The 23,361-nt window shown below is 62.2% G+C and carries 22 protein-coding genes (1 of these 22 only partly in view); 10 read left to right on the top strand and 12 right to left on the bottom strand.

Going from position 1 to position 23,361, the window contains the following annotated elements; all coding sequences use genetic code 11:
• Window positions 1-170, bottom strand: partial view of a CBS domain-containing protein gene (locus tag ACZ5ZH_RS10960; RefSeq protein ID WP_449474478.1) — the 5' portion only. It extends 259 nt beyond the left edge of the window; only the first 170 of its 429 coding nucleotides appear in the window; it begins with the start codon at window positions 168-170; its stop codon lies off the left edge, out of view.
• A gap of 75 nt (window positions 171-245) precedes the next feature.
• On the opposite strand from ACZ5ZH_RS10960, the gene ACZ5ZH_RS10965 reads away from it, so the two are divergent.
• Together ACZ5ZH_RS10965 and ACZ5ZH_RS10970 are read left to right on the top strand one after the other, a co-directional pair.
• Entirely contained in the window at window positions 246-545 is a 300-nt protein-coding gene (locus tag ACZ5ZH_RS10965) for a hypothetical protein (protein WP_449474479.1), read from the top strand.
• The gene (locus ACZ5ZH_RS10970; RefSeq protein ID WP_449474480.1) at window positions 538-915 is read left to right on the top strand and encodes an acyl-CoA thioesterase; all 378 of its coding nucleotides are present in this window, start codon (window positions 538-540) and stop codon (window positions 913-915) included. The genes ACZ5ZH_RS10965 and ACZ5ZH_RS10970 overlap by 8 nt, the downstream gene beginning before the upstream one ends.
• 90 nt (window positions 916-1,005) lie before the next feature.
• Here ACZ5ZH_RS10970 and ACZ5ZH_RS10975 read toward each other — a convergent pair whose 3' ends face one another.
• The 4 genes from ACZ5ZH_RS10975 to hisS all read right to left on the bottom strand — a co-directional run bounded on the left by ACZ5ZH_RS10975 (window position 1,006) and on the right by hisS (window position 5,354).
• Window positions 1,006-1,785, bottom strand: a complete 780-nt coding sequence (locus ACZ5ZH_RS10975; RefSeq protein WP_464771528.1) for a DUF4167 domain-containing protein — start codon at window positions 1,783-1,785, stop codon at window positions 1,006-1,008.
• 352 nt (window positions 1,786-2,137) lie between these two features.
• Window positions 2,138-2,965 carry a peptide chain release factor N(5)-glutamine methyltransferase gene (prmC, locus tag ACZ5ZH_RS10980; protein WP_464771529.1) on the bottom strand — a complete coding sequence of 276 codons (828 nt, stop codon included), beginning with the start codon at window positions 2,963-2,965 and terminating at the stop codon, window positions 2,138-2,140.
• The gene (prfA, locus tag ACZ5ZH_RS10985) at window positions 2,962-4,053 is read right to left on the bottom strand and encodes a peptide chain release factor 1 (RefSeq protein ID WP_464771530.1); all 1,092 of its coding nucleotides are present in this window, start codon (window positions 4,051-4,053) and stop codon (window positions 2,962-2,964) included. The genes prmC and prfA overlap by 4 nt, the downstream gene beginning before the upstream one ends.
• Window positions 4,053-5,354, bottom strand: coding sequence for a histidine--tRNA ligase (gene hisS / locus ACZ5ZH_RS10990; protein ID WP_464771531.1), 1,302 nt, complete (start codon window positions 5,352-5,354; stop codon window positions 4,053-4,055). The genes prfA and hisS overlap by 1 nt, the downstream gene beginning before the upstream one ends.
• A gap of 153 nt (window positions 5,355-5,507) precedes the next feature.
• Between hisS and ACZ5ZH_RS10995 the strand changes: the two genes are divergently transcribed.
• Both ACZ5ZH_RS10995 and ppa read left to right on the top strand, forming a co-directional pair.
• Entirely contained in the window at window positions 5,508-7,421 is a 1,914-nt protein-coding gene (locus ACZ5ZH_RS10995; protein WP_464771532.1) for a M61 family metallopeptidase, read from the top strand.
• 40 nt (window positions 7,422-7,461) lie between these two features.
• Complete coding sequence (gene ppa / locus ACZ5ZH_RS11000; RefSeq protein WP_449474486.1) at window positions 7,462-8,004, top strand: inorganic diphosphatase; 543 nt, start codon at window positions 7,462-7,464, stop codon at window positions 8,002-8,004.
• Window positions 8,005-8,183: 179 nt separating this feature from the next.
• Here ppa and yczR read toward each other — a convergent pair whose 3' ends face one another.
• Together yczR and ACZ5ZH_RS11010 are read right to left on the bottom strand one after the other, a co-directional pair.
• Window positions 8,184-9,647, bottom strand: coding sequence for a MocR-like transcription factor YczR (yczR, locus tag ACZ5ZH_RS11005; protein WP_464771533.1), 1,464 nt, complete (start codon window positions 9,645-9,647; stop codon window positions 8,184-8,186).
• An 84-nt stretch (window positions 9,648-9,731) separates the two neighbouring features.
• The gene (locus tag ACZ5ZH_RS11010) at window positions 9,732-10,193 is read right to left on the bottom strand and encodes a hypothetical protein (protein WP_460987027.1); all 462 of its coding nucleotides are present in this window, start codon (window positions 10,191-10,193) and stop codon (window positions 9,732-9,734) included.
• Between the two features lie 86 nt (window positions 10,194-10,279).
• Between ACZ5ZH_RS11010 and gyrB the strand changes: the two genes are divergently transcribed.
• The gene (gene gyrB, locus ACZ5ZH_RS11015) at window positions 10,280-12,787 is read left to right on the top strand and encodes a DNA topoisomerase (ATP-hydrolyzing) subunit B (protein ID WP_464771534.1); all 2,508 of its coding nucleotides are present in this window, start codon (window positions 10,280-10,282) and stop codon (window positions 12,785-12,787) included.
• Window positions 12,788-12,820: 33 nt separating this feature from the next.
• Here gyrB and ACZ5ZH_RS11020 read toward each other — a convergent pair whose 3' ends face one another.
• Genes ACZ5ZH_RS11020 through ACZ5ZH_RS11030 form a run of 3 tightly spaced genes read right to left on the bottom strand, consistent with a single transcriptional unit; the run spans window position 12,821 to window position 15,127 of the window.
• A complete protein-coding gene (locus ACZ5ZH_RS11020) occupies window positions 12,821-14,149 on the bottom strand; it encodes a pilus assembly protein TadG-related protein (protein ID WP_464771535.1) in 1,329 nt (442 codons plus the stop codon).
• A gap of 16 nt (window positions 14,150-14,165) precedes the next feature.
• On the bottom strand, window positions 14,166-14,573 hold the full coding sequence (locus ACZ5ZH_RS11025; RefSeq protein WP_464771536.1) for a TadE/TadG family type IV pilus assembly protein: 408 nt from the start codon (window positions 14,571-14,573) through the stop codon (window positions 14,166-14,168).
• Window positions 14,570-15,127: a TadE/TadG family type IV pilus assembly protein gene (locus ACZ5ZH_RS11030; protein ID WP_460987031.1), complete on the bottom strand. Its 558-nt coding sequence runs from the start codon at window positions 15,125-15,127 to the stop codon at window positions 14,570-14,572. Before ACZ5ZH_RS11030 ends, ACZ5ZH_RS11025 begins: the two co-directional genes overlap by 4 nt.
• Before the next feature lie 147 nt (window positions 15,128-15,274).
• Here ACZ5ZH_RS11030 and ACZ5ZH_RS11035 point away from each other — a divergent pair, with 147 nt between their 5' ends.
• A complete protein-coding gene (locus ACZ5ZH_RS11035) occupies window positions 15,275-15,766 on the top strand; it encodes a membrane-like protein (RefSeq protein ID WP_449474493.1) in 492 nt (163 codons plus the stop codon).
• Here the strand turns inward: ACZ5ZH_RS11035 and ACZ5ZH_RS11040 are convergent.
• Complete coding sequence (locus ACZ5ZH_RS11040) at window positions 15,763-18,174, bottom strand: ligase-associated DNA damage response DEXH box helicase (RefSeq protein WP_464771537.1); 2,412 nt, start codon at window positions 18,172-18,174, stop codon at window positions 15,763-15,765. The two genes, ACZ5ZH_RS11035 and ACZ5ZH_RS11040, sit on opposite strands and share 4 nt — an antisense overlap.
• A gap of 162 nt (window positions 18,175-18,336) precedes the next feature.
• Here ACZ5ZH_RS11040 and ACZ5ZH_RS11045 point away from each other — a divergent pair, with 162 nt between their 5' ends.
• Together ACZ5ZH_RS11045 and ACZ5ZH_RS11050 are read left to right on the top strand one after the other, a co-directional pair.
• Entirely contained in the window at window positions 18,337-19,662 is a 1,326-nt protein-coding gene (locus tag ACZ5ZH_RS11045) for a cystathionine gamma-synthase family protein (protein WP_464771538.1), read from the top strand.
• The gene (locus tag ACZ5ZH_RS11050) at window positions 19,659-20,597 is read left to right on the top strand and encodes a 2-hydroxyacid dehydrogenase (RefSeq protein ID WP_464771539.1); all 939 of its coding nucleotides are present in this window, start codon (window positions 19,659-19,661) and stop codon (window positions 20,595-20,597) included. The genes ACZ5ZH_RS11045 and ACZ5ZH_RS11050 overlap by 4 nt, the downstream gene beginning before the upstream one ends.
• 8 nt (window positions 20,598-20,605) lie before the next feature.
• Here the strand turns inward: ACZ5ZH_RS11050 and ACZ5ZH_RS11055 are convergent, their stop codons facing one another.
• Window positions 20,606-21,280, bottom strand: a complete 675-nt coding sequence (locus ACZ5ZH_RS11055; protein WP_464771540.1) for an HAD family hydrolase — start codon at window positions 21,278-21,280, stop codon at window positions 20,606-20,608.
• Window positions 21,281-21,378: 98 nt separating this feature from the next.
• Here ACZ5ZH_RS11055 and ACZ5ZH_RS11060 point away from each other — a divergent pair, with 98 nt between their 5' ends.
• On the top strand, window positions 21,379-22,488 hold the full coding sequence (locus ACZ5ZH_RS11060; protein WP_464772640.1) for an MlaE family lipid ABC transporter permease subunit: 1,110 nt from the start codon (window positions 21,379-21,381) through the stop codon (window positions 22,486-22,488).
• The gene (locus ACZ5ZH_RS11065) at window positions 22,488-23,360 is read left to right on the top strand and encodes an ABC transporter ATP-binding protein (RefSeq protein ID WP_460987035.1); all 873 of its coding nucleotides are present in this window, start codon (window positions 22,488-22,490) and stop codon (window positions 23,358-23,360) included. The genes ACZ5ZH_RS11060 and ACZ5ZH_RS11065 overlap by 1 nt, the downstream gene beginning before the upstream one ends.
• The last annotated feature ends 1 nt before the right edge of the window (window position 23,361 follow it).

Below are 23,361 nucleotides of genomic sequence, written 5' to 3' on the forward strand. Positions count from 1 at the left end.
TGGACGAGGTCCCGTTCGGAAAAGATGCCCACCACCTGCCCGTCACCGACGACAGGCACACAGCCGATCCGCCGTTCGGACAATAATTGAACCACGGAAAGAACGCTGTCGTCGGGCCGGACCTGAGTGACTTCGCGTCCTTTGCCCTGCAGAATCGCGGTGATCGTCATGCCCCGTCTCCTTGCCGTTCAGACATTATGTCTCAGTCCCTTGATGATCCCACTTTCGTTCCCCAAAGAAAAGAGATGAGAAACAAACAGGGCCTCGATGATCCTCTGATTGCCGCAACCGCATGGGGACGGTTCCGCCGCATCATGTTTTGGATGGCAATCGGTGGCGCGCTGTGCGTCGGCGTGGCGCTTGTCTGCTTGCGGATATGGGCTGGACCGATGCCGTTGCACATGGTTCTGGCCACCATCATCGGGGTCTGGTTGACCTTCATGCTGGGGACCGGATTGATGGCGCTCGTGTTCCTGTCGAGCGGGACAGGACACGACGATCAGGTCATGGACCCGCTGAAGGACGAGGTATCGATCGATGACTGAAAAAAGGGGCGAACTGGTTCTGCGGGTGGTTCCCGGCATCACCCAGATCAATACCAACGGCCATATTTTTGGCGGGTGGATATTAAGCCAGATGGATATTGCGGGCGGCATCGTAGCGGGCCGACTGGCCGAAGGCGCGGTGGCGACCGTCGCGATCGATGGGATGAAATTCATATCTCCCATGCTGCTGGGCGATATCGTGACGGTCTATGCGCATGAGGAGCGCCGCGGGCGGACCTCGATGGGCATTCGTGTCGATGTGGTGGCAACGCGCGGGGCGGATCAGCAGCAGATCGACCTTACCAGCGGCCTCTTCACCTTCGTCGCTCTGGACGACCAGCATCGGCCCCGGGTTTTGCCCACGCGCTGAATTGCTACTGGTTGAATATGAAAAAGGGAGCGGCGCGAACGCCACTCCCTTTATTTCTATCCCGCCGCTTGTCCGAGGCAGAACGCTAGATCATTCCGCCGCTTCGGCAGCCGGGCGCGCGCGGCGAGTGCGCTTGCGCGGTGCTTCCTCTGCGGCTGGCTCGCTGTCATTGTCGGCACGCGCGATCGATGGCGGCAGGACGGAGAGATCCAGACCCTCGCTGCCCTCCGACTTCGCTGTATCGGCCTTGCGGGGACGGCCCCGGCGGGCGCGGGGCGCTTCAGGCGCTGCCGCAGCTTCCGCTTCGGGCTGAGGCGCGGGCGAACGCTCCACCACAGGCGCGGGAGCTTCCGGCGCTTCCATTTCCTGTCGTTCGGCTGCTTCATAGGCAGGGCGGTCCCGGCGCGGCCGATCCCGACGATTCCGGTCGCGATTATCCTGCTGATCACGCGGCTGATCTCGGCGACGATCGCCTTCATAGCCACGCTCGAAATGCTGCTGCTGCGGCTCACCACGATTATCATCGCCCGCATATTCCGGAGCGTCGAAATCATCGCCTTCATAATCGCCATTGTCTTCCGGTCGGCGGTAGCGCTGCTGCTGCTCCTCCTGCCGGGCGCGATTGTCGGCCAGCACGCGGAAATAATGATCGGCAAACTGCAGATAATATTCCGCATTAACCCGGTCGCCCGCCATCTGGGCGTCACGAGCCATATTCTTGTATTTTTCCAGAAGCTGGACCGCGTTGCCGCGTGCGCGGTTGTCAATCCGGTTGCCGCTATCGCCACCGCCCCGGTTACCGCCGCTGGGACGTCCGTTATTGTTGTTCCGGCCGCGATTCCGGCGACCGGCCTGCCTGTTGTTGATCAAGAGCTGGTCCTTGCGTTCACTTTGCCATCATTCACTGAAAACATTGGTCAGTCGCTATCCTAAAGCACGGCCTGCTTATCAGGCCGGGTAGGGCTCCGCCGGACAGGGGCTGCGCGATAGCCCTTGCCCTTACGCTGCCAGAGGCGCCTGCGCAGCAGCGCCGTCGTGACTTTGAAGGAGCGGGAAAACGGCCTTTTCTCGGCTAAGCCCCACAGAGCAGATCCTCAGGATAATGCCGTCCCTGCTCCTCATGTAGTGTCTTTGGCGGGATAAACCAAGCAAATTTCACTTGCCCCCGAGCAATTCCGGCGCGTGCGGTTCGCAGGCTGATCAGCACGAGGATCAGGAGCGCTCAAAGCTGTGGAGAAGGAGTAACGATCAGGCAACGGTCATGTCCCGCCATATCCTTACGCACGGCCACGCCAAGTCCCTGTTCATGAAGCAGGGCGGACACGCTTTCTCTCTGGTCATGACCGATCTCGATCGCCGCCACGCCGCCTTCGGCCAGCAGCCGGGCGATCATGGGCGCGATACGTCGATAGTCGTCAAGGCCGTCGACACCGGCGAAGAGGGCGCTTGCGGGTTCATGCAACACATCGCCCGCAAGGTCGGCGTCGCTTTCAATATAGGGCGGGTTGGCCAGAATGAGGTCGAACCGATCAGCTATCCCCTCAGCCCAGTCGCCCATCTGAAAGGCCGCGCGCCGCGCAAGCCCGAGATGTTCGGCATTGGCTCGGGCAACGGCGAGCGCCGCGGCGGAGCTGTCCACACCGACGCCCGTCGCCTGCGGCCAATGATCCAAGGCCGCGAGCAGCAGCGCGCCCGATCCGGTGCCAAGGTCCAGGACGCGTGCCGGTGCGCGGCCTTGGAAATGGTCAATCGCGGCCTCGATCAGCGTTTCGGTGTCTGGGCGCGGGATTAGGACATCGGGCGTCACCCGCAGGCTGATCGTCCAGAAATCGCGCACTCCGGTGATGTAGGCGATGGGTTCGCCTTCAATCCGTCGATCAATCAGCGCGCCAAAGCCGGAAGGCACCGTGAGGTCTTGCTGGCGAAGTAGCAATTCATTGCGACTGATGCCCAGCGCATGGGCGAGGAGCAGTTCCGCGTCGAGACGCCCTGTATCACTGACATTTTGGAGCCGGGCAGCCGCATCGCGAAGCGCCTGGGCGATGCTCACCCGATGCCGTCCAGCTGAGCGAGGCGCGCGGCCTCATCCTCGGCGATCAACGCATCGATGACTTCAGCGAGCCCCGGCCCTTCCAATATTTCCGGCAACCGGTGCAAGGTCAGGTTGATGCGGTGATCCGTCACGCGGCCCTGCGGGAAATTATAGGTGCGAATGCGTTCGGACCTGTCGCCCGACCCGACCATCGCCTTGCGCGCGCCCGCCTGCTCGCTTTGCGTGCGTTCCCGCTCCGCTTCGTAAAGCCGGGCGCGGAGAACCTGCATGGCCTTGGCCTTGTTCTTGTGCTGCGATCGTTCGTCCTGCTGCGTCACCACGATGCCGCTCGGCAAGTGCGTGATGCGCACGGCGCTGTCGGTCGTGTTCACATGCTGCCCGCCTGCGCCCGATGCCCGGTAGATGTCGATCTTGAGGTCGCCGTCGGCGATCTGCACATCGACCTCCTCTGGTTCAGGCAGCACCGCGACGGTCGCGGCAGAGGTGTGGATACGCCCACCGCTTTCGGTGACGGGCACGCGCTGCACGCGATGGACGCCGCTTTCGAACTTGAGCTTGGCAAAAACGCCGATGCCGTTGATGCTGGCCACGACTTCCTTGAAGCCGCCGACTTCAGCGGCATTGGCGGAGATCATCTCCATCTTCCAGCCCTGTGCATCAGCATAGCGCTGATACATGCGGAAAAGGTCACCGGCGAAGAGCGCGGCCTCATCGCCACCCGTTCCAGCGCGGATTTCCAGCATGGCCGGGCGCGCGTCGGCGGCGTCGCGGGGAAGCAGTTGAAGTGCCAGGGCGCGTTCGGCATCCGGCAGCTGACTCTTGATCAGCTGCATTTCCTCCTGCGCCATCTCGCGCATCGCGGCATCCGCCTCGGCACCATCGCCGCCCGCCATATATTCGAGGGCCTGCAACTCCTGCCGAAGCCGCCGCACCTCATGCGCGGCGCGGGCCACTGGCTCAATCTCCGCATATTCCTTGGAAAGCCGCACGAACTCCTCGGGCGCGAGGTCGGCGCGCGTCATCGACGCCTGCACCTCGTCCCGGCGCGCTTCGATCTGCGCGATGCGTTCGGCGGAAATCTGCATTAGATTTTGACAGCTTCCCGGATGCGCTCAATGGCCACCGAGAAAGGCATCGCCGCCTGTTCTCCCGAAACCATGTCTTTCAACTGCACTTCACCATGAAGCGCGCTCAAATTGCCCACTTGCGCTTCTTCGTCGCGCTCACCGAGCTCGACGGGGAACAGAACGAAGCGGCTGTTCTGCGCGCGCTGCATCCGCTTCTTGGTATTGCCCCGAAAAGCCATTTCGCTCGCGATTCCCGCGCGACGAAGCTCTGCGAGATAGCTCACCGATCGATCTTCAGTCGCACTACTGAGAGGCACCACGGTAACGATGATCTGGTCCGCAGCAGGCGCATCGATCAGCATCGCAAGCCTCTCTATCCCCGCAGCCCAGCCGACGGCCGGGGTCGAGGGACCACCGAGATTTTCGATCAGCCCGTCATAGCGGCCTCCGCCCAGCACGGTGCCCTGCGCGCCCAGCCGATCGGTGATGAATTCAAAAGCGGTGTGACGGTAATAATCGAGGCCGCGTACCAGACGCGCATCGCGTTCCCACGCCACACCCGCCGCATCAAGGCCCGCCGTCACCTTGCCGAAGAAGTCGCGCGCTTCATCGGTCAGATAAGCGTCGATATCCGGCGCGCTGTCCGCCACGGGGCGGTCGCGCGGGTCCTTGCTGTCGAGGATGCGTAGCGGATTGCGATGCAGACGGTCGAGACTGTCCTCCGACAGCTGATCGCGATGCGCCTCGAAATGGGCGACCAGCGCGGCGCGCCACGCGTCACGGCTGGCCGCGTCCCCCAGCGTATTGAGGTTCAGAGTGACGCCATCGGATACGCCAAGCTCGCGCAGCAACTGGTCGGCAAAGACCAGCAATTCGACATCCGCGCCCGGCTCGCCCGCGCCGATGATCTCGGCATCCAATTGGTGAAACTGGCGGAAACGGCCCTTTTGGGGGCGCTCATAGCGGAAGAGCGGTCCGTGGGTGGCCACTTTGAGCGGCGAATATTGTTGCCAGCCTTCGGTAATATAGGCGCGCGCGATCCCAGCGGTAAACTCGGGACGCAGGGTTATACTGTCGCCGCCACGATCGTCGAACGTGTACATTTCCTTGGAAACGACGTCGGTGCTTTCGCCAAGCGACCGGGCGAACACCGCCGTTGCTTCGAAGACCGGCACTTCAACGCGATGAAAGCCATAGAGCCTGCGGACCCGGTCAAAGGTCGCGACCACATGGGCGAAACGTTCCTGGAACGCTTCCGCCGTGCCCCCCAGCATGTCTTGCGTGCCGCGCACCGGGCGCGGGGTTTCAATTTTCGCCATGGGGATGCGCCTTTAACGGCAAAGAAGGCTCAAGGAAACGCGCTTTTTTTGTCAGATAATTTCATAGCTGTTCTTCGCGGTGGACGCATAGATTTTGGTTCGTCATGCTGAGTTCATGAGGCAATTCCTGCCAGGTCTTTCTCGGAGACAGCCATGATCCGCAGCCTTGCTGCCGCTTTCCTGCTTTCCACAGCCATCATCACCCCGCTCGCCGCTCAGGATGCCGTAAGGTCAAGGCCCGCTGCCCTGCCGGTGAATGACGCCAGCCCCGCGCCGCGCGACACCCCCTACCCCGGCGGCACCATCCGGCTGGAGGTGGACGCGACCGACACGACTCAACGAATCCTCCGGGTGAAGGAGCATATCCCCGTCGCGTCGAGCGGGCCAATGACGCTGCTGGTGCCCGAGTGGCTGCCGGGCAATCATGCGCCGCGTGGCCAGATCGAGAAGATCAGTGGCCTGACCTTTACCGCCGATGGAAAGCCGATCGGCTGGAAGCGCGATCCGCTCAACGTCTACGGATTCGTCATCGACGTTCCGCAGGGCACGCGGGAAATCACCGCTTCCTTCCAGTTCCTGTCGGCCACGCAATCCAGTCAGGGACGCGTCGTCGTCACGCCCAAGATGCTGAATATCCAGTGGGAGTCGGTCTCGCTCTATCCCGCAGGCTATTATACTAGGCAGATTCCGGTTCAGGCCACGGTGACCTATCCCGATGGCTGGCAGGCGGCCACCGCGCTGCGCGGGCGGAAGACCGGATCGACCGTCGCTTATGAAACGATCGACTATGAAGCATTGCAGGATTCGCCGGTATTCGCCGGGCGTTATTTCAAGCCGGTGGACCTGGGCCATAATGTTACGCTGAATATCGTCGCCGATGATGCCGACGAGCTGGAGGCCAAGCCAGACCAGATCGCCAGGCACAAGAAGCTGGTCGATGAAGCAGGCGCGCTCTTCGGCACCTATCATTTCGATCATTATGACTTCCTGTTCGCCATCACCGACGAGATGGGCGGCATCGGGCTTGAACATCATCGATCATCGGAGAATCAGGTCGAGCCGGGCTATTTCAAGAAGTGGGGGGATGGCGAGGCGCTACTCGACCGCAACCTTTTGCCCCATGAGTTCACCCATAGCTGGGACGGCAAATTCCGCCGCCCGGACCTGCTGTGGACGCCCGACTTCAACGTGCCGATGCAGGACAATCTGCTGTGGGTCTATGAAGGGCAGACGCAATTTTGGGGCTATGTGCTGGGCGCGCGGTCGGGCCTGTTTTCCAAACAGGAGACGCTGGACGCCTATGCTCATATCGCGGCCAAGCTCGACACGACGCACGGGCGCGAGTGGCGGCCGATGGAGGATACCACCCACGACCCGATCATTTCCGCTCGCCGTCCCAAGGGGTGGACGAGCTGGCAGCGGTCGGAGGACTATTATAATGAAGGGCTGATGATCTGGCTGGAAGCGGACGCGATCATCCGCAGGCAGACGCGCGGGGCAAAGGGCCTCGACGATTTCGCCAAGGCTTTCTTTGGCATAAACCCCGGCGATTGGGGTCAGGTCGTCTATAATCGCGACGATGTCATCAAGACGCTGAACGGGGTTGCGCCCTATGACTGGGCCGGATTCTTCGCGCGATATGTCGATAGCACGACGCGCGAGACGCCCAAGGGCGGCTTTGCCATGGGCGGCTACAAGCTGGTCTATGGCGACACGCCCAACGCCTTCACCAAGGCCGCCGAGGGCAAGAATATCGACCAGAGCTTCGGCGTTGGCCTGATCGTGAAGGGGGACGGCGAAGTCTCCAACGTCGTCTGGGACAGCGCCGCGTTCAAGGCGGGGCTGGCGGTCGGCACGAAGATCGTCGCGATCAACGGAGACGAATATTCGGGCGAGGTGTTCAAGGCAGCGCTGAAGGCCGCCAAGCCGATGCAGATCATCGTCAAGCAGGACAGATATTACCGCACTTTGACGCTCGCTTATTCCGGCGGCCTGCGCTATCCGCGCCTCGAAAAATCAGGAGAGGGTGAAGGCAGCCTCGACCGGCTGCTCAAACCAAGGACATAATCACCCGCAACGCCAATTTGCATCAAAAGGCTTGAAGTCCATGAATATCGAACTGATCCCGGTTGGGGACGATCCGCCCAACAGCCTGAACGTCATCATCGAAGTGCCGATTGGCGGCGAACCTGTGAAATATGAATTCGACAAGGCATCGGGCGCGCTGTTCGTCGATCGCATCCTGCATACCCCGATGCGCTATCCGGCCAATTATGGCTTCGTGCCGCACACCCTGTCGCCCGATGGCGATCCGCTCGACGCGCTGGTTATCGCCCGTTCACCCTTCGTGCCCGGATCGGTCGTGCGCGCTCGTCCGATCGCCGTGCTCAATCTGGAAGATGAAGCGGGTGGCGACGAAAAGCTGGTCTGCGTTCCCGACAACAAGACCTTCCCATATTATAGCGACGTCGACGAAAAGGACGACCTGCCCGGCATCGTGATGGAGCAGATCGAACATTTCTTCACGCACTATAAGGATCTGGAAAAGCAGAAGTGGGTGCGCATCGGCACATGGGGCGGCGCGGAAGACGCGCGCCGCATCACACTGGAAGCGATCGAGCGCTATCAGGCTGACAAGAAGGCCGCGTAAGCGCCGTCGAGAGAAATAAGGGGCCGCGCGGGAGATGTCCTGCGCGGCTTTTTTTGTTTGGTTGATTCCGTCATGCCAGCGAAAGCTGGCATCTCAGGAGGGCGCGCGCGAGCAGGCCCGAGATCCCAGCCTGCGCTGGGATGACGTTTTGGGCAGAGGGAGTCTGCGCCTCTCTCCCATCAAATCAGCCGATCCGCCTCCAGCGCCGCCGCGAGCGAATCGCGCCCGCGCGGCAGACGGGCGTGGAGCCGCGCATCCGCTTCCGCCAGCCGCTCCACTCCAAGAGTCAGCTGCTCCTCAGGCAGCGTGAAGGGCAAGCGCAGGAAGCGCTCGAACGCGCCGCTCACGCCAAAACGCGGACCCGGCGCAACCCGCACACCATGACTTTCGGCAATCGCGGCCAAGGCAGTCGCTTCGGCGCGCGGTAGCTCGGCCCAGAGCGACAAACCTCCCGCAGGCGATTCGACACGCCAGTGCGGCAGATGCCTGTCGATCTGGCCGATCAGATGATCCCGGCGGGACCGCAGCAGATCTGCGCGCGGCCCCAACCCCTCATCACTGTCGATCAACTGCGCGACGGCAAGCTGCTCCACCACCGGACTGGCCATGTCCATCGTCGTGCGCAACCGTCCAAGCGCCGCGATCGTCTGCGGATCGGCGCGAATCCAGCCGACGCGCAGTCCGCCCCAGAAGATCTTGCTTGCCGAGCCCATTGTAATGACCTGACGCCCTGACGGATCATGAATCGCCACCGGCGGCGGGGCGGGAAAATCGAGCCCCATCGCCACCATGGTTTCATCGATAATCAATGGCGTGTGCGTACGCGTGGCCGCTGCGACCAAGGCGCGCCGGGTCGCCGGGTCCATGCTGCGCCCGGTCGGGTTGTGAAAATCCGCGATGACATAGGCAAAGCGCGGGCTTGTCTGGCGGAACGCCGCCTCCATGGCGTCAATGTCCCAACCTTGCGCGGGAAGGCCAACGGGCACCGGAACGACATGCGCGCGCTGCAACGCCTGAATGACATTATGATAGGTGGGGTGGTCTATCACGGCCCGGTCGCCCGGCCCCGTCAGCCATTGCAGCAACAAGGCAAAGCCCTGCTGTGCGCCGTTGGTGACGATGATCTGGTCTGGACTGGTGGGGCAGCCGCGCCGTTCGAACTGCGCGGCGATCGCGCGGCGCAGGGGCGGCAAGCCGAGCGGATCATAGCCGAGGTCGCCCAGAAAGGCCGGCAAGGCTTCAACCGCCGCCTGGCAGGCGCGCCCTACGCCCGGCGCGGCGGGCAGTGCGGCATGAGTCCAGTTGAGGATGTTCCCGCCAATGGGCAGGTCCAATTCAGGCGGTTCGGGATGTATCCGGCCGGGCGGCAGGCGCGTGACGCTGCCCGAACCCTGACGGCTTTCCAGATAGCCCTCATCGCGCAACCGGTCGAACGCAGCCGCGATCGTTGTCCGGCTGAGGCCCAGCGCGGCGGCCAGTTCCCGTTCGCCCGGCAGCCGCACGTTCAGCCCTACCCGCCCATCCAGCACCAGCATGCGCAGCGCGTCGGCCAATTGGCGATAGGCAGGTTCGGCGCTCTCCGCGACCCGCCAAACGCCCAGCAATCGAAGCAGCGAGGGCGGACGAAGAGCAGAATTGGACATGGACGCGACTCTTTCCGATCAGAAACAGAAGTCCACTTAGAAACCACAGGCTATTTTGTAAAAGGCCAATATATCTTCAGCGCATCAACCGGCCACCAACCGGATCGACGCGCTCGACACCCAGCCGCTAAGGCACGGCCCGGCATAGGCTTGCTTCCGGTCAACCGGCTCGGACAGGCCGCAATCGGTCGGCGCCTGCGGCACGACGACCACCCCAAGCCACTTTTGGTCCAGACTGCGGGTGCATACGAGGGCTCTCGCCCCTTCCGCCAGACGTCCGACCTCCTGCGCCTCGGCAAAAGGCGCAGCACGGATCGCCAGGCCCTGAGCGCCGACGCGCACCGCCTGCCCCATGGCGGCACAGGCATCCAGTCGCGGGCCATCCTCGCCAATGATGACAGGGCGTGTGATCTTCGCTTCCAGCCGGGTTTCGGGCATGTCATCGCGCGGTGCCCCGGCGATGGAGCTGTTGGGCAACTGCTCCAGCACATCACTGCTATCGGAACAGGCGCCAAGCATCAGAAACAGGGGGATGATAGCGCGCATGCGCCCCTGATAGACCGGCCCATCCTCAAGCGGAAGTCGACATGTTTCGCTTTAGTTTCTTTGGGGCTTTCCCTATATGCTCAGGCATGAGCGAGGAAAGTCAAAACAGCCCCAACACCAACGCCTATGGCGCCGACAGCATCAAGGTCCTGAAAGGCCTGGACGCCGTGCGCAAACGGCCCGGCATGTATATCGGCGATACCGATGATGGCTCGGGCTTGCACCATATGGTGTTCGAGGTCAGCGACAACGCGATCGACGAGGCGCTGGCCGGACATTGCGACCGCATCCTAATCACGCTCAATCCCGATGGGTCGGTCAGTGTCGAAGACAATGGCCGCGGTATCCCTACCGACATCCACAAGGAAGAGGGCGTGTCGGCGGCCGAGGTCATCATGACCCAGCTGCACGCGGGCGGTAAGTTCGAGAACACGTCCGACGACAATGCCTACAAGGTGTCGGGCGGCCTGCACGGCGTTGGCGTGTCGGTCGTGAACGCGCTCAGCGAATATCTGGACCTCAACATCTGGCGGGACGGCAAGGAGCATTATATGCGCTTTGCCTATGGCGATGCCGTCGCACCGCTCAAGGTCATTGGGGACGCTCCCGAAGGCAAGAAGGGCACGAAGGTCACCTTCCTTCCCTCGACCGAAAAGGCCCCCGGCGACGGCGGCACCTTCAAGAACCATACCGAGTTCGACTTTGAAAAGCTGGAGCATCGCTACCGCGAGCTGGCCTTCCTGAACTCCGGCGTGCGGCTGTTCCTGGTCGATGCCCGGCATGAGGAGAAGAAGGAAGTCGAACTATTTTATGAGGGCGGCATCGCGGCCTTCGTGAAATATCTTGATCGCAACAAGACGCCGCTGATGCCCGATCCGATCGCGATTTCGGGCAGCCGCGACGACGTGACCATCGACGTCGCGCTGGAGTGGAACGATTCTTATTATGAGAACGTGCTCTGCTTCACGAACAACATCCCGCAGCGTGACGGCGGCACGCACCTTGCGGCCTTCCGCGCGGCGCTGACCCGGACCCTCAACAATTATGCCGACAAGTCAGGCATGTTGAAGAAGGAGAAGGTGTCCCTGACCGGCGAGGACATGCGCGAAGGCCTGACCGCGATCGTGTCGGTGAAGCTGCCCGATCCCAAATTCTCGTCCCAGACCAAGGACAAGCTGGTCTCCTCCGAAGTCCGTCAGCCGCTCGAAAGCCTGATGGCCGACAAGATGGCGGAATGGCTGGAAGAGAATCCGGGCCACGGCAAGATGATCATCCAGAAGGTGATCGACGCCGCCGCCGCCCGTGAAGCTGCGAAGAAGGCGCGCGAACTGACCCGGCGCAAGGGGGTAATGGACATCGCCTCCCTGCCGGGCAAGCTGGCCGACTGTCAGGAACGCGACCCCGCTAAGTCCGAACTCTTCCTGGTCGAGGGCGATTCGGCAGGCGGTTCGGCCAAGCAGGGGCGCAACCGGCATAATCAGGCGATCCTGCCTTTGAAGGGCAAGATCCTGAACGTCGAGCGCGCGCGCTTCGACCGGATGCTGTCGTCCAAGGAAGTCGGCACGCTCATTCAGGCGATGGGCACCGGCATCCGCGACGATTTCAACCTGGAAAAGCTGCGCTACCACAAGATCGTCATCATGACCGACGCCGACGTCGATGGCGCGCATATCCGCACGCTGCTGCTGACCTTCTTCTACCGCCAGATGCCGCAGATCATCGATGCCGGGCACCTCTACATCGCCCAGCCGCCGCTCTACAAAGCGACCCGGGGCCGTTCAGAAGTTTACCTGAAGAATGAAGCGGCGCTGGAGCAGTATCTGGTCGACAATGGCGTTGATTCCATGGCGCTGGAAACGACCGGCGGCATGCGTTCGGGCGAAGACCTGCGTTCGCTGATCGAGCATGGCCGCCGGATGCGCGCAGTGATGCGCTATGTGCCGCGCCGCTACAATCCTGCCATTATCGAGGCGCTGGCCATCAACGGCGCGCTTGATCCTGAACTCGGCCATGACGCGCAGGCAGAACGGCTGACGGCGACCGTCAAGTGGATGGACGCGCAGGATGACGAGGGCCGCTGGAGTGGCCGCATCGCCGAAGAGGGCGGTTTCCATTTCGAGCGGCTCTGGCGCGGCGTGACCGATCACCACATGATCGAACATGGCTTCATCGGTTCCGCCGAAGCGCGCAAGCTGCACTCCATCGCTGCCGAGGAAGCCGACAGCTTTCGCACCACCAGCCGCCTGGTCACTGCAAAGGCTGCGGCCGCTGCGGAAGAGGCGGGGGAAGACGATCTGCCCGTGCTATCCAAGGGCGCGGTCGTCGTCACCCGGCCCAGCGAATTGCTGGAAGCGGTGCTGACGGCAGGTCGCAAGGGCCTCGCCATTCAGCGTTACAAGGGTCTTGGCGAGATGAATGCCGAGCAGCTGTGGGAAACGACGCTGGACCCCGACAACCGCTCGATGCTGCGCGTCGAGGTCGAGCAGGCGGATGTCGCCGACGAGATCTTCACCCGTCTGATGGGCGATGTCGTCGAACCCCGGCGCGAGTTCATTCAGGACAATGCGCTGAACGTCGCCAATCTGGACGTCTGATCCTGGTAGAGTGAAGCGGCTCTTACAGCCGCTTCAACTTATCAGCCTGACAGCAGTCAACGACCATTTGGACGCTCCACCCGGGGGATCGCATGTGTTCGTGATCGTTGCGTTTCCGCTGAAGGACAGGCGCAGCGCGACCATCTGAAAGCAGGTGAGCGACATGCCCGATGTGCCGTTGAACGTCAGTGTGTCGTTCGGGAAATAGAAGGCGCCACTGAGGGTCGAATTGGAATTGCCGTTGACTTGGCAGCACTGATTGCTCGCCGCAGCCCTGCTGTCCCGATAGATTGTGATGCCGCTATAGGTGCCGCTAGTGGATTGAGAAAGATCGACCTCTGCCCCACCGTTGATGTCCATCGTCGCGAAACTGTTTGCGTTATTGGGCGTGGTGCTGGTCAACACGAAAGTGCAGCCCATGCAGGTAAGATGCCCCTGAGCGCCAACTTGCAGGCCCGCATTATTCGCCCCGTTGGCCAGGTAGTAGACGCCCGGCTTCAGCGTCAGGGTGCCTTGAACGTTGATCGTTCCGTAGCAACCCGGTGCATAAGGACTTCCGCTGCTGCTATCGACCGTCGTCCCTGAAGAGACATTAATGACATTCCAATTGCTGCCGTTCTTGCACTTCCCATTGGAAACGTCGTTGGTGCCGGGATCCAAGCTCATATCGGCAAAGGGATCGGTCAGCGCTGCATGATTGGGCATGAGCATGGTGCCTGCTGCATAGGCGGTGGATGACGGGATGCCGCCCATCGCGACGATCGGCGAAACCTTCACGGTCGGCTGGCCGTTCACGTTCACCGCATTGCTGCTGATCGAATTGGTGCCCGCGCCGCATCCCAGATCGAGTGTCGAGTTGCCCGCAAAGGTGATCCCGGTGTTGTTGCCACTCTCCTTGGCAAGGAAACATACCTTGCCATCGGAAACGACCGCCGCCCGGGCCTCAGCGGCCACGGTGGACGTAGACATGCCAAACAGGGCCATCAAGGCCGTGGGCTGAGTGCTGGCCAAACGGACATACATTGCCGAGGTGTAAGTGGTGCCACCACTGGTAGTATAAGCCCCCGGCGTGATCGTAGACGTGGCTCCGGGGACAAGAGCATTCTGTGTCAGCGCCTTGTTCGCCTGAGCGGTCGCAGCGCTATTGCCTTGGCTCTGGTAAAGCGAATAGGCGCCTGCCATCGCCGCCGAGTCAGCCTCCCGCTGCAATTCCCGCTTCACATGCGAAAGCTGCATGGTGTGGACGCCAAGCCCCGCCGCTCCGATCATGACGGGAAGCGCCAGCGCCGTCAGCATGAGCGCATTGCCCCGGGCGTCAGACCAAAGCGTGCGAAGACGGGACAAGCAATTGAGCAATGGCATCGTCAGCTCCTCGGCTTTAGCTCGTGACATAGGCTCTGCGCGTTTCGGACAGCGCGATCGTCTTGCTGCCGAGCAGGAAGTTGATGGTGACATTGTAGCCCATCGTTATGGTGACATAGTTGGGCTTCGAACTGGTCGTGAACGTGACGGTCGGCGCAACGATGTTGGCCGAGTTCATCCCGAACTGCTTTGACGCTATTCTTGCCTGTATGTCGGCCTCACTCGGCTTTGGCCACGTCGTTGCATAACGCGCGGCATCCTCGACGGTGCTCCTGAGCCCAGCCTGCGCATAGAAGAGTATCCCCAGCGCCGGTATCCCGATCAGCATGCCCAGCAGGACTGGCGCTACCAGCGCGAATTCCAGCACACCGGCGCCACGGCAATCGCACGCAAGCTGATGAAGAAGGCGAAAAAACCGTGTCATTGGATTCTCAGGACTCCGGTCGCGGAAATCGGCACGACGCCATTCGAGTTGGCCAGCATCTTCGCCAGCGAACCGAGCGCAAAGGATGGCGTGAAGGTCGTTGAAATCTGAATCTGCGTGTAGCGAGCGGTTTCGCCGGAGGCGCAGGGGTTGGCATTGGTGGTCCAGGTTGTCGCCGTGCCCCCGCACTCAAGTGTCTGGGTGACTGTCACGGCACTGGTCGGCACATTCGCCTGCGCTGCCGCCTGCGCCTGAATGTCGGTTGCGACAACGTCCGTGCCGCCCATCCATGACATCTCCAGACCGCGATTGACGGCTTGTTGGATTTTCATCTTGGCCGCGCCGTAACGGGCCGCATCGACCGTGCCCATGAGGATGATGGCCAGGAACGGCGCGACCAGCGCCGTTTCTACAAGGGCGATGCCTGATGTGTCGGCCCGGAAAGCGGTCAACAACGCCCGGACGGACGCCCGATCGGCGGCAGACGTGGGGCAACGCGGCGAACCAGCGCTCGCCTCACTGCCCAACAATCGGCCAAATATAGAAGGACGCATTGAAAATCCCCTTCGCTCGGGGATTTTCTACTCAACACATGCTGTTCATTTGCCTAAACAACATGGTTAATCATCTGCTAAGATGCTGTTTATGCTTCGGTATATATCCGAGGGTATATTAATTAACAGTAAAGAGGCGAGGGAAATATGAAGGCATGGCTGTTCGTTGCAGGCGCTCTTCTGCTCGCGGGTTGCGGCCGGAAGGAAGACATGGGTGAACATCGTGCGAAAGATACGCCAGTCGCGGAAACGCCCATTTTGAACCAGCAGGCGGATCATGACGAACCAGCAAATGTCGCTGACGCGCCAACCCCGCAACCTCCCCCGGAAAGAGTGAACACCGCACCGCTCAGCAACGAAACGCGCTATCGCGCTCTGGGAACCGAACCCTTTTGGGCGGTAACGGTCAAAGGCTCGGTTGCCACGCTGGAGCGCCCGGACAAGGCGCCCGTTCATGTCTCCGTCAACCGGACGGATGACGGCCGCGCCGTGCGGTATCTGGCGGACGGATTTTCGATGACCGTGACGGACGGACCATGCAACGACGGCATGAGCGATGCGCATTGGGCCGATCGCGTCGCGCTGTCTTTTGGCGAAGGAACTTTGAAGGGCTGCGGCGGAGTGCGCGAAGACTTCTAATCCGTCCGCATCGCCTCTGCCACCAGCGCCTCGGCCTCCATCAGCAGGGCATCTTCGGCCGCCGCCTGCGCCACTTGTTCGCGGCCGATCAGGATCAGCACCGGCACCGCCAGCGGGCTTACCCGGTCCAAATCAATATGCAGCATCGTTGCCGAAGCGCGATCGATCAGGTCGCCCAGCCGCCCGACATCCGTCATGCGCGCGCGGGCGTCGGCCCAGGCCGCCTTCAACAGCAAATGATCCGGCTGATATTTACGCAGCACGTCATAGATGAGGTCGGTCGAGAAAGTGACCTGTCGCCCGGTCTTTCGCTTGCCGGGATGCTGACGCTCGATCAGGCCAGCTATGACGGCAACGTCCCGGAAGGCGCGCTTCAACAGGCTCGATTGTTCGACCCACTCGACAAATTCATGATCCAGAATGTCGGCGGAAAACAGGCTCTGCGGGTCCGTCACGGGTTTCAGCCCGTAGACGGCGAGCGCATAATCGTTGGATACGAAACCGAGCGGCATCAGCCCCTGCGCATCCATGCGGCGAGTGAGCAGCATGCCCAGCGACTGGTGCGCGTTCCATCCTTCAAAACTGTAGCAGATCAGATAATGCCGCCCTTCATGCGGGAAGGTTTCGATCAACAGCTGCCCCGGCTCCGGCAGGGCCGAGCGATATTTCTGCACCTCCAGCCACTCCCGCACATCGTCGGGAAAGCGGTGCCATTCTTCCGGCTCGGCCAGGAAGTGCCGCACCCGGTCGGCGAGCCGCGTGGACATTGCCATGCGCGTGCCACCCCAGGCGGGCACCCGCGCCTGCTTCGACGTCGCGCGCACGACCAGGTCGGTGACATCCATCCGCACCACCTCCAGCGCGAGGCCGGAGAAGAAGAAACTGTCGCCGGGCCTCAGCGTCGCGGCGAAGCCTTCCTCCACCGTCCCGAGCTTGCGGCCGTTAGCAAACCGGACGTCCAGCACCGGCTGGTCGACGATGATCCCGGCATTCATACGATGCTGCTGAATGAAGCGCGGGTGCGACACGCGCCATATCCCGTCCGCATCGTGGGTTAGTCGCTTGAACCGGTCATAAGCGCGCAAGGCATAACCGCCCCCTTCGATGAAGTGCAGGACGTTGGCAAAGCCCTCATCGGTGAGAGCACTGTAGGGGGTGGCTGATCGGATTTCCTCCAGCAACTCTTGTTCCGCGAATGGCGCGGCGCAGGCGAGCGCCATCACATGCTGGGCCAGAACGTCAAGGCTGCCGGTACGAAAGTCATCGGCATCCCGCTCCCCCGCCTCCACGGCGTCAAGCGCAGCCCGCGCCTCAAGATATTCAAAACGGTTGCCGGGAATGATGATGGCTTCGCTTGGCTGGTCCAGCCGGTGATTGGCGCGACCGATGCGCTGGAGCAGGCGGGACGATCCCTTGGGCGCACCCATCTGGATCACGCAATCGACATTGCCCCAATCGACGCCCAGGTCGAGGCTCGCGGTCGCGACGAGCGCGCGAAGCCTGCCATCGGCCATCGCATTTTCCACCTTGCGCCGGGCCTCTACCGACAGGCTGCCATGATGGATGCCGATGGGCAGGTTCGCCTCATTCGCGGTCCACAATTCCTGGAAGATCAGCTCGGCAAGCCCCCGCGTATTGCAAAAGACCAGCGTCGTCTGCCGCCGCTCGATTTCGGCCATGACCTGCTTTGCGGCATATTTGCCGGAATGGCCCGACCAAGGGATGCGCCCTTCCGGAATGAGGATCGCGACCTCGGGATCAGCGCCCTGCTCGCCCATGACCGGCGTCACACTGTTGATGTCACCGTCGGGCGCGAGCCAGGCCCGATAGGCGTCGACATCCGCCACGGTCGCGGATAGCGCGACGCGGCGCAGTCCGGGATTGATCCTCTGCAACCGCGCGAGCGACAGGCTGAGCAAATCGCCGCGCTTCTGGGGGGCGAAGGCGTGGACCTCATCAATGATCACCGTCTTCAACTGCGCGAACATCAGGAAACTGTCGGGATAGCTGAGCAGCAGCGATAGCGATTCAGGCGTGGTCAGCAGTATCTGCGGCGGCCGCGCCCGCTGCCGCGCCTTGCGATCCGAAGGCGTGTCGCCGGTGCGCGTCTCGACCCGGATCGGAAGGTCCATCTCCTCGATCGGGGTGAGGAGATTGCGGCGCACATCGACCGCCAACGCCTTCAGCGGCGACACATAGAGGGTGTGGAGACCCTCGGCCGGTTCTTCGATCAGGTCGGCAAGCGTAGGCAGGAACCCCGCCAATGTCTTTCCCGCCCCTGTAGGCGCCACCAGCAGCGCATGATCGCCGACACGTGCGGCTGCCAGCATGTCCATCTGATGACGACGCGGCGACCATCCGCGCGCGGTGAACCATTGCTCCAGCGGTTCGGGAAGGCGTTGGTTCATAGCGATAGATGTAGGAACGCGCGCAGCCCCTGTCACGATCCCCGCGCGATGTCATGGCGATAACATAATTGCCGGAATGGCTGATCTCTTTCCCCTCGAAAGGCGTTACACTCCTGGCATCATAAAGAGGCGGCAAAGGCCGCAAACGCAGGAGAAACAGCGATGACCGGCGAGACAGAGGCCGACCTTTCAGGTGCCGAGCCCCCGCGCAAGCGCCGACGCGCCAAGCCAGCGATCATGGAGATCGGTGGGCGCAAGCTGAAGCCCGCGACGCTGATGATGGGCCATGGCTACGACCCGATGCTGTCGGAAGGATCGCTGAAGCCGCCCATCTTCCTCACCTCCACCTTCGCTTTCGAAAGCGCCGCCGCAGGCAAGCGGCATTTTGAAGGCGTCACCGGAATCAGGCCCGGCGGCGCGGAAGGGTTGGTCTACTCCCGCTTCAACGGCCCCAATCAGGAAATCGCCGAAGACCGGCTGGCCGTGTGGGAAGAAGCGGAAGACGCCCTGCTCTTTTCCAGCGGCATGTCGGCAATCGCGACCACGCTGCTCGCCCTCGTCCAGCCCGGCGACGTCATCGTCCACTCCGCGCCGCTTTACGCAGCGACCGAATCGCTGATCGGCCGCATCCTCGGCAAGTTCGGGGTGCAATGGCTCGATTTCCCCGCCGGTTCGACGGAGGAGGAAATCAGCGCGGTTATCGAACGGGCAAAGTCGCTCGGCCGCGTCGCCCTTATCTATCTGGAAAGCCCGGCCAATCCCACCAATGTGCTCGTGGATGTGGAGGCGGTCGTGGCCCGCCGTGACCATCTCTTCGCCGGAGAGGCGCATTTGCCGCCGGTCGCGATCGACAACACCTTCCTCGGCCCGCTCTGGCATCACCCGCTGGCCCATGGCGCGGACCTCGTCATCTACAGCCTGACCAAATATGCTGGCGGCCATAGCGACCTTGTGGCGGGCGGGGTTCTGGGGCCAAAAGACCTCATCAACCCCATCCGGCTAATGCGCAATACGATCGGCACGATCCTCGACCCGCACAGCGCCTGGATGCTGCTCCGCAGTCTCGAAACGCTGGAGTTGCGCATGAGCCGAGCTGGCGAAAATGCGGCAAAGGTCTGCGCCTGGCTGAAAGACCAGCCGCAGGTGGAAAAGGTCGTCTATCTTGGCTTCCCCGAAACGGAACGTCAGGCGGACATCTACCACCGCCACTGCACAGGTGCGGGATCGACCTTCTCGCTTTATCTTAGGGGTGGTGAGGCTGAGGCTTTTGCCTTCCTTGATGCGCTGAAGATCGCCAAGCTGGCCGTCAGCCTTGGCGGCACGGAGACGCTCGCCAGCCACCCGGCGGCCATGACGCACCTGTCCGTGCCCGCCGAGCGCAAGAAGGCTCTGGCGATCACCGACAATATGGTGCGCATCTCGATCGGCTGTGAGGATGCCGATGACCTGATCGCAGACTTCGCGCAGGCGCTGAAGGCCGTGGGATGAGCGGCAGTCGCCCTGTCGTCCTGGTCGGACAGCCACTGCTGGCGCCGTTGCTGAAAATCCTTTCACCCTTCTATGACGCCCGGCCTTCGTGGGAGGATGAAGGTGCGCAGCGACAATCCCATGCGCAGGCCATAGTCTGGGCTGGCGAATTCCCGCTTTCCGCTGCTCTGCTCGACGCCATGCCGCAGCTCGGCCTCATCGCCTGCTTCACCGTCGGTTATGACGGCATCGATCTGGAGGAAGCGGAAAGGCGCGGCATAGCCGTCACGCATGGCGCTGATGCCAATGCCGAGGACGTCGCGGATCACGCGATCGGCCTGATGCTCGCGCACCGGCGTGCGATCGTCGAAGGCGACCGGCAACTGCGCGCGGGCCTTTGGACAGCAGAATCAGACCGGCTTACCCGTTCCATGAATCAGGCCCGGCTTGGCATCGTCGGCATGGGCCATATCGGGCAAGCGGTCGCCCGGCGAGCGGAAGCGATGCGGATGCAGATCGGCTGGTGGGGTCCGCGCGACAAGCCCGGCTTGCCCTGGCCGCGATCCGAAAGCCTGAAGACTCTGGCCCAGGACAGCGACATATTGCTGGTCGCCGCCCGCGCCGACAGCAGCAATCGCGGGATGATCAGTGCCGACGTCATGGATGCACTCGGCCCGGATGGGCTGTTCGTCAACGTCGCGCGCGGGCAACTGGTAGACGAAGAGGCCTTGAGGCGGGCTTTGCGTCAGGGAAGGCTGGGCGGGGCAGCGCTAGATGTGTTCCAGCAGGAACCTACCCCCGCCGACCTCTGGAAGGATGTGCCCAACTGCGTCTTGACGCCACATATCGGCGGCGCCACGCAGCAAGCGGTCGCGCGCATGGCCGCGATGGTGTTGGCGAATCTGGAAGCCTTCTTTGCCGGAAAAGCTCTACCCAACCGGGTCGGTTTTCACTGACCCTGCACCTAAGCCCAGTCCACCCGCGTCCACCCACGCTTCGCAGCCAGTCTGGCGAGCGGCTTATGCGGATTGGAAGCGAAAGGCATATCGGCGAATTCCAGCATCGGCGCGTCGGACACATGGTCGGAATAGGCCCGGATTTGCGCATGATCACGGTCGATCGCTTCCGCCGCCATCCACGCCTTGATCATCCGCAATTTGCCGGTGTCGTAGCAATTCTCGCCCGCAATTTTCGCGCGCACATAACGCAGGTCCTGGCTCAAATGGTCGGTCGCGATCACCGCGTCGAACCCCAGCCTGCGGGCGATCGGCTCCACATACAGGCGGTAGGATGCGGTGGCGAGCACCAGCCGATATCCATCGGCCTTGTCGCGTGCGATCTGGTCGAGGGCGCCCATGCGGACATTGGTCGCAACAACCTTCGCGGCATAGCTTTCAACATGCGGCATCAACTTGGCGCGCTCGACATTGAAACCGATCATCAGCGCCTGATTCAGCTCCTTCAGTCGCTGCCGACTGATGAGCCTCATCACATAGGCGAGCATCAACAGGGTGACGCAGGGCAGCAGCACCAGCCGCCATGGGGCCAGGCCTTTGGAAACATGTATCAGGAAGCCCGTATAGGTGCCCGAAAAGGTCACTGTGCGGTCCATATCGTATATTGCCAGACGGTGCGTCATGCCGTTTCCGAAACTTTTGCGCCTTGCTATCGTTCTACCGTGCGGATGGGCCGTTTCGGCTTGCCGTGCAACCGATAATGGACCACTAAACCGCCTTGATGAACAAAGCCGCCGATCTTACCGAAGAAACGCGCGATGGCGGTGCTGTCATTCGGCTTCTCGGGCATTTTTCCATTGCCTGCCTGGGCGATCTGCCCTCCCGCCTCGACGCGGTGGCGGGGCCGGTCGCTGCCATCGACCTGTCCGGCATCGACCATATGGACACGATCGGCGCCTGGACGGTCCACCGTACTGCGAAAAGACTGAGTTGCGAGCTTACCGGCGGCAACGAAGACGCCCGGCGCCTGATCGAGGCCGTGGGCAAGCTGGACGAGCCGGTCAACATCAGGCCCGACTATGTTCCCCCGTTGCAGCGCGTGGTCGGTCAGATCGGCGAAGCGGTGGTCAACTCCTTCACCACGCTTCTTGGCCTCCTCGGCTTTTTCGGCGCGACCTTGGTGGCGAGTTGGAACGTCATCCGGCACCCCAGCAAGTTCCGCGTCAACGCCGTGGTGCAGAGGTTCGAGGTCGTCGGCGTCTCCGCGCTCGGCATCATCGGCCTCATGAGCTTCCTGATCGGGATCGTCATCGCCCAGCAGGGATCGGTGCAGTTGCGCCAGTTCGGCATGGAGATGCTGACGATCAACCTCGTCGGCCGCCTGACCTTCCGCGAACTCGGTGTACTGATGACGGCGATCATGGTCGCGGGCCGATCCGGCTCAGCCTTCGCCGCGCAGCTCGGCACGATGAAGCTGACCGAGGAAGTGGACGCGATGCGCACCATCGGCGTGTCGCCCATCGAGGCGCTGGTGCTCCCCCGGACGCTGGCGGTTGTCATCATGATGCCGCTGCTCGGCTTCTATTCCTCCATCGTCGCGGTAATCGGCGGCGGGTTCCTGTGCGCCGTCTCGCTGGACATCCCGCCGATCACCTTCATCCAGCGGTTGCGAGAGGTGGTGCCGATCACAGACCTTTGGGTTGGCCTGCTCAAGGCCCCCGTCTTCGGTATTATCATCGCGCTTTCCGGCTGCTTCCAGGGGATGCAGGTGAAGGGCAACGCTGAGGAAGTCGGGCTGCGAACCACGGCTGCCGTTGTCCAGGCGATCTTTTTGGTGATTGTGATCGATGCGTTTTTCGCTGTCTTCTTCACTTGGCTAGGGTGGAACTGATGGCCGAGGAAGAAGAAGCGGCCGCCGAAGAGGCGCGCGTCGACAATGCCGTCGCAAAAAGCGAGATCGCCATCTCCGTCAGGGGCCTTAAGAACAGCTTCGGCGATCAGGTCGTGCATGAAAATCTCGACCTCGACGTGCGCAAGGGCGAGATATTGGGCGTCGTCGGCGGCTCGGGCACCGGCAAGTCGGTATTGATGCGCTCGATCATCGGCCTCCAGACACCTGACGAAGGCGAAATCCACGTATTTGGCGAATCGATGATCGGCCGCCTGGATGACGAGGCGCTGGCCATCCGCAAGCGCTGGGGCGTGTTGTTCCAAGGCGGCGCGCTCTTCTCCACCCTTACGGTGGCTGAAAATGTCGAGGTGCCGATCCGCGAATATTATCCCAATATCGGGCCGCAACTGCGCGACGAGATCGCCGCCTACAAGATCCGGCTGACGGGTCTCCCCGCCGAAGCTGGTCCTAAATATCCCGCCGAGCTTTCAGGCGGCATGAAGAAGCGGGCGGGCCTAGCCCGCGCGCTGGCGCTCGACCCCGACCTGCTGTTTCTTGACGAACCGACTGCCGGGCTCGATCCGATCGGCGCAGCAGCTTTCGATGATCAGACGCGCAAGCTTCAACAGACGCTTGGCCTCACCGTCTTCCTCATTACTCATGACCTCGACACGCTTTACTCCATCTGCGACCGCGTAGCGGTGCTGGCAGATAGAAAGGTCATCGCGGTCGGCACCATTGATGAGCTATTGGCGACCGATCACCCTTGGATTCAGGAATATTTCAACGGTCCTCGCGGCCGCGCCGCAACGGCGGCCGTGACCCGCGAAAGGGAAAAGACGGCGGCACAGCCATCGGACGGAAGGCGATAAT

The organism is Sphingobium sp. TomMM7A (assembly GCF_055397305.1).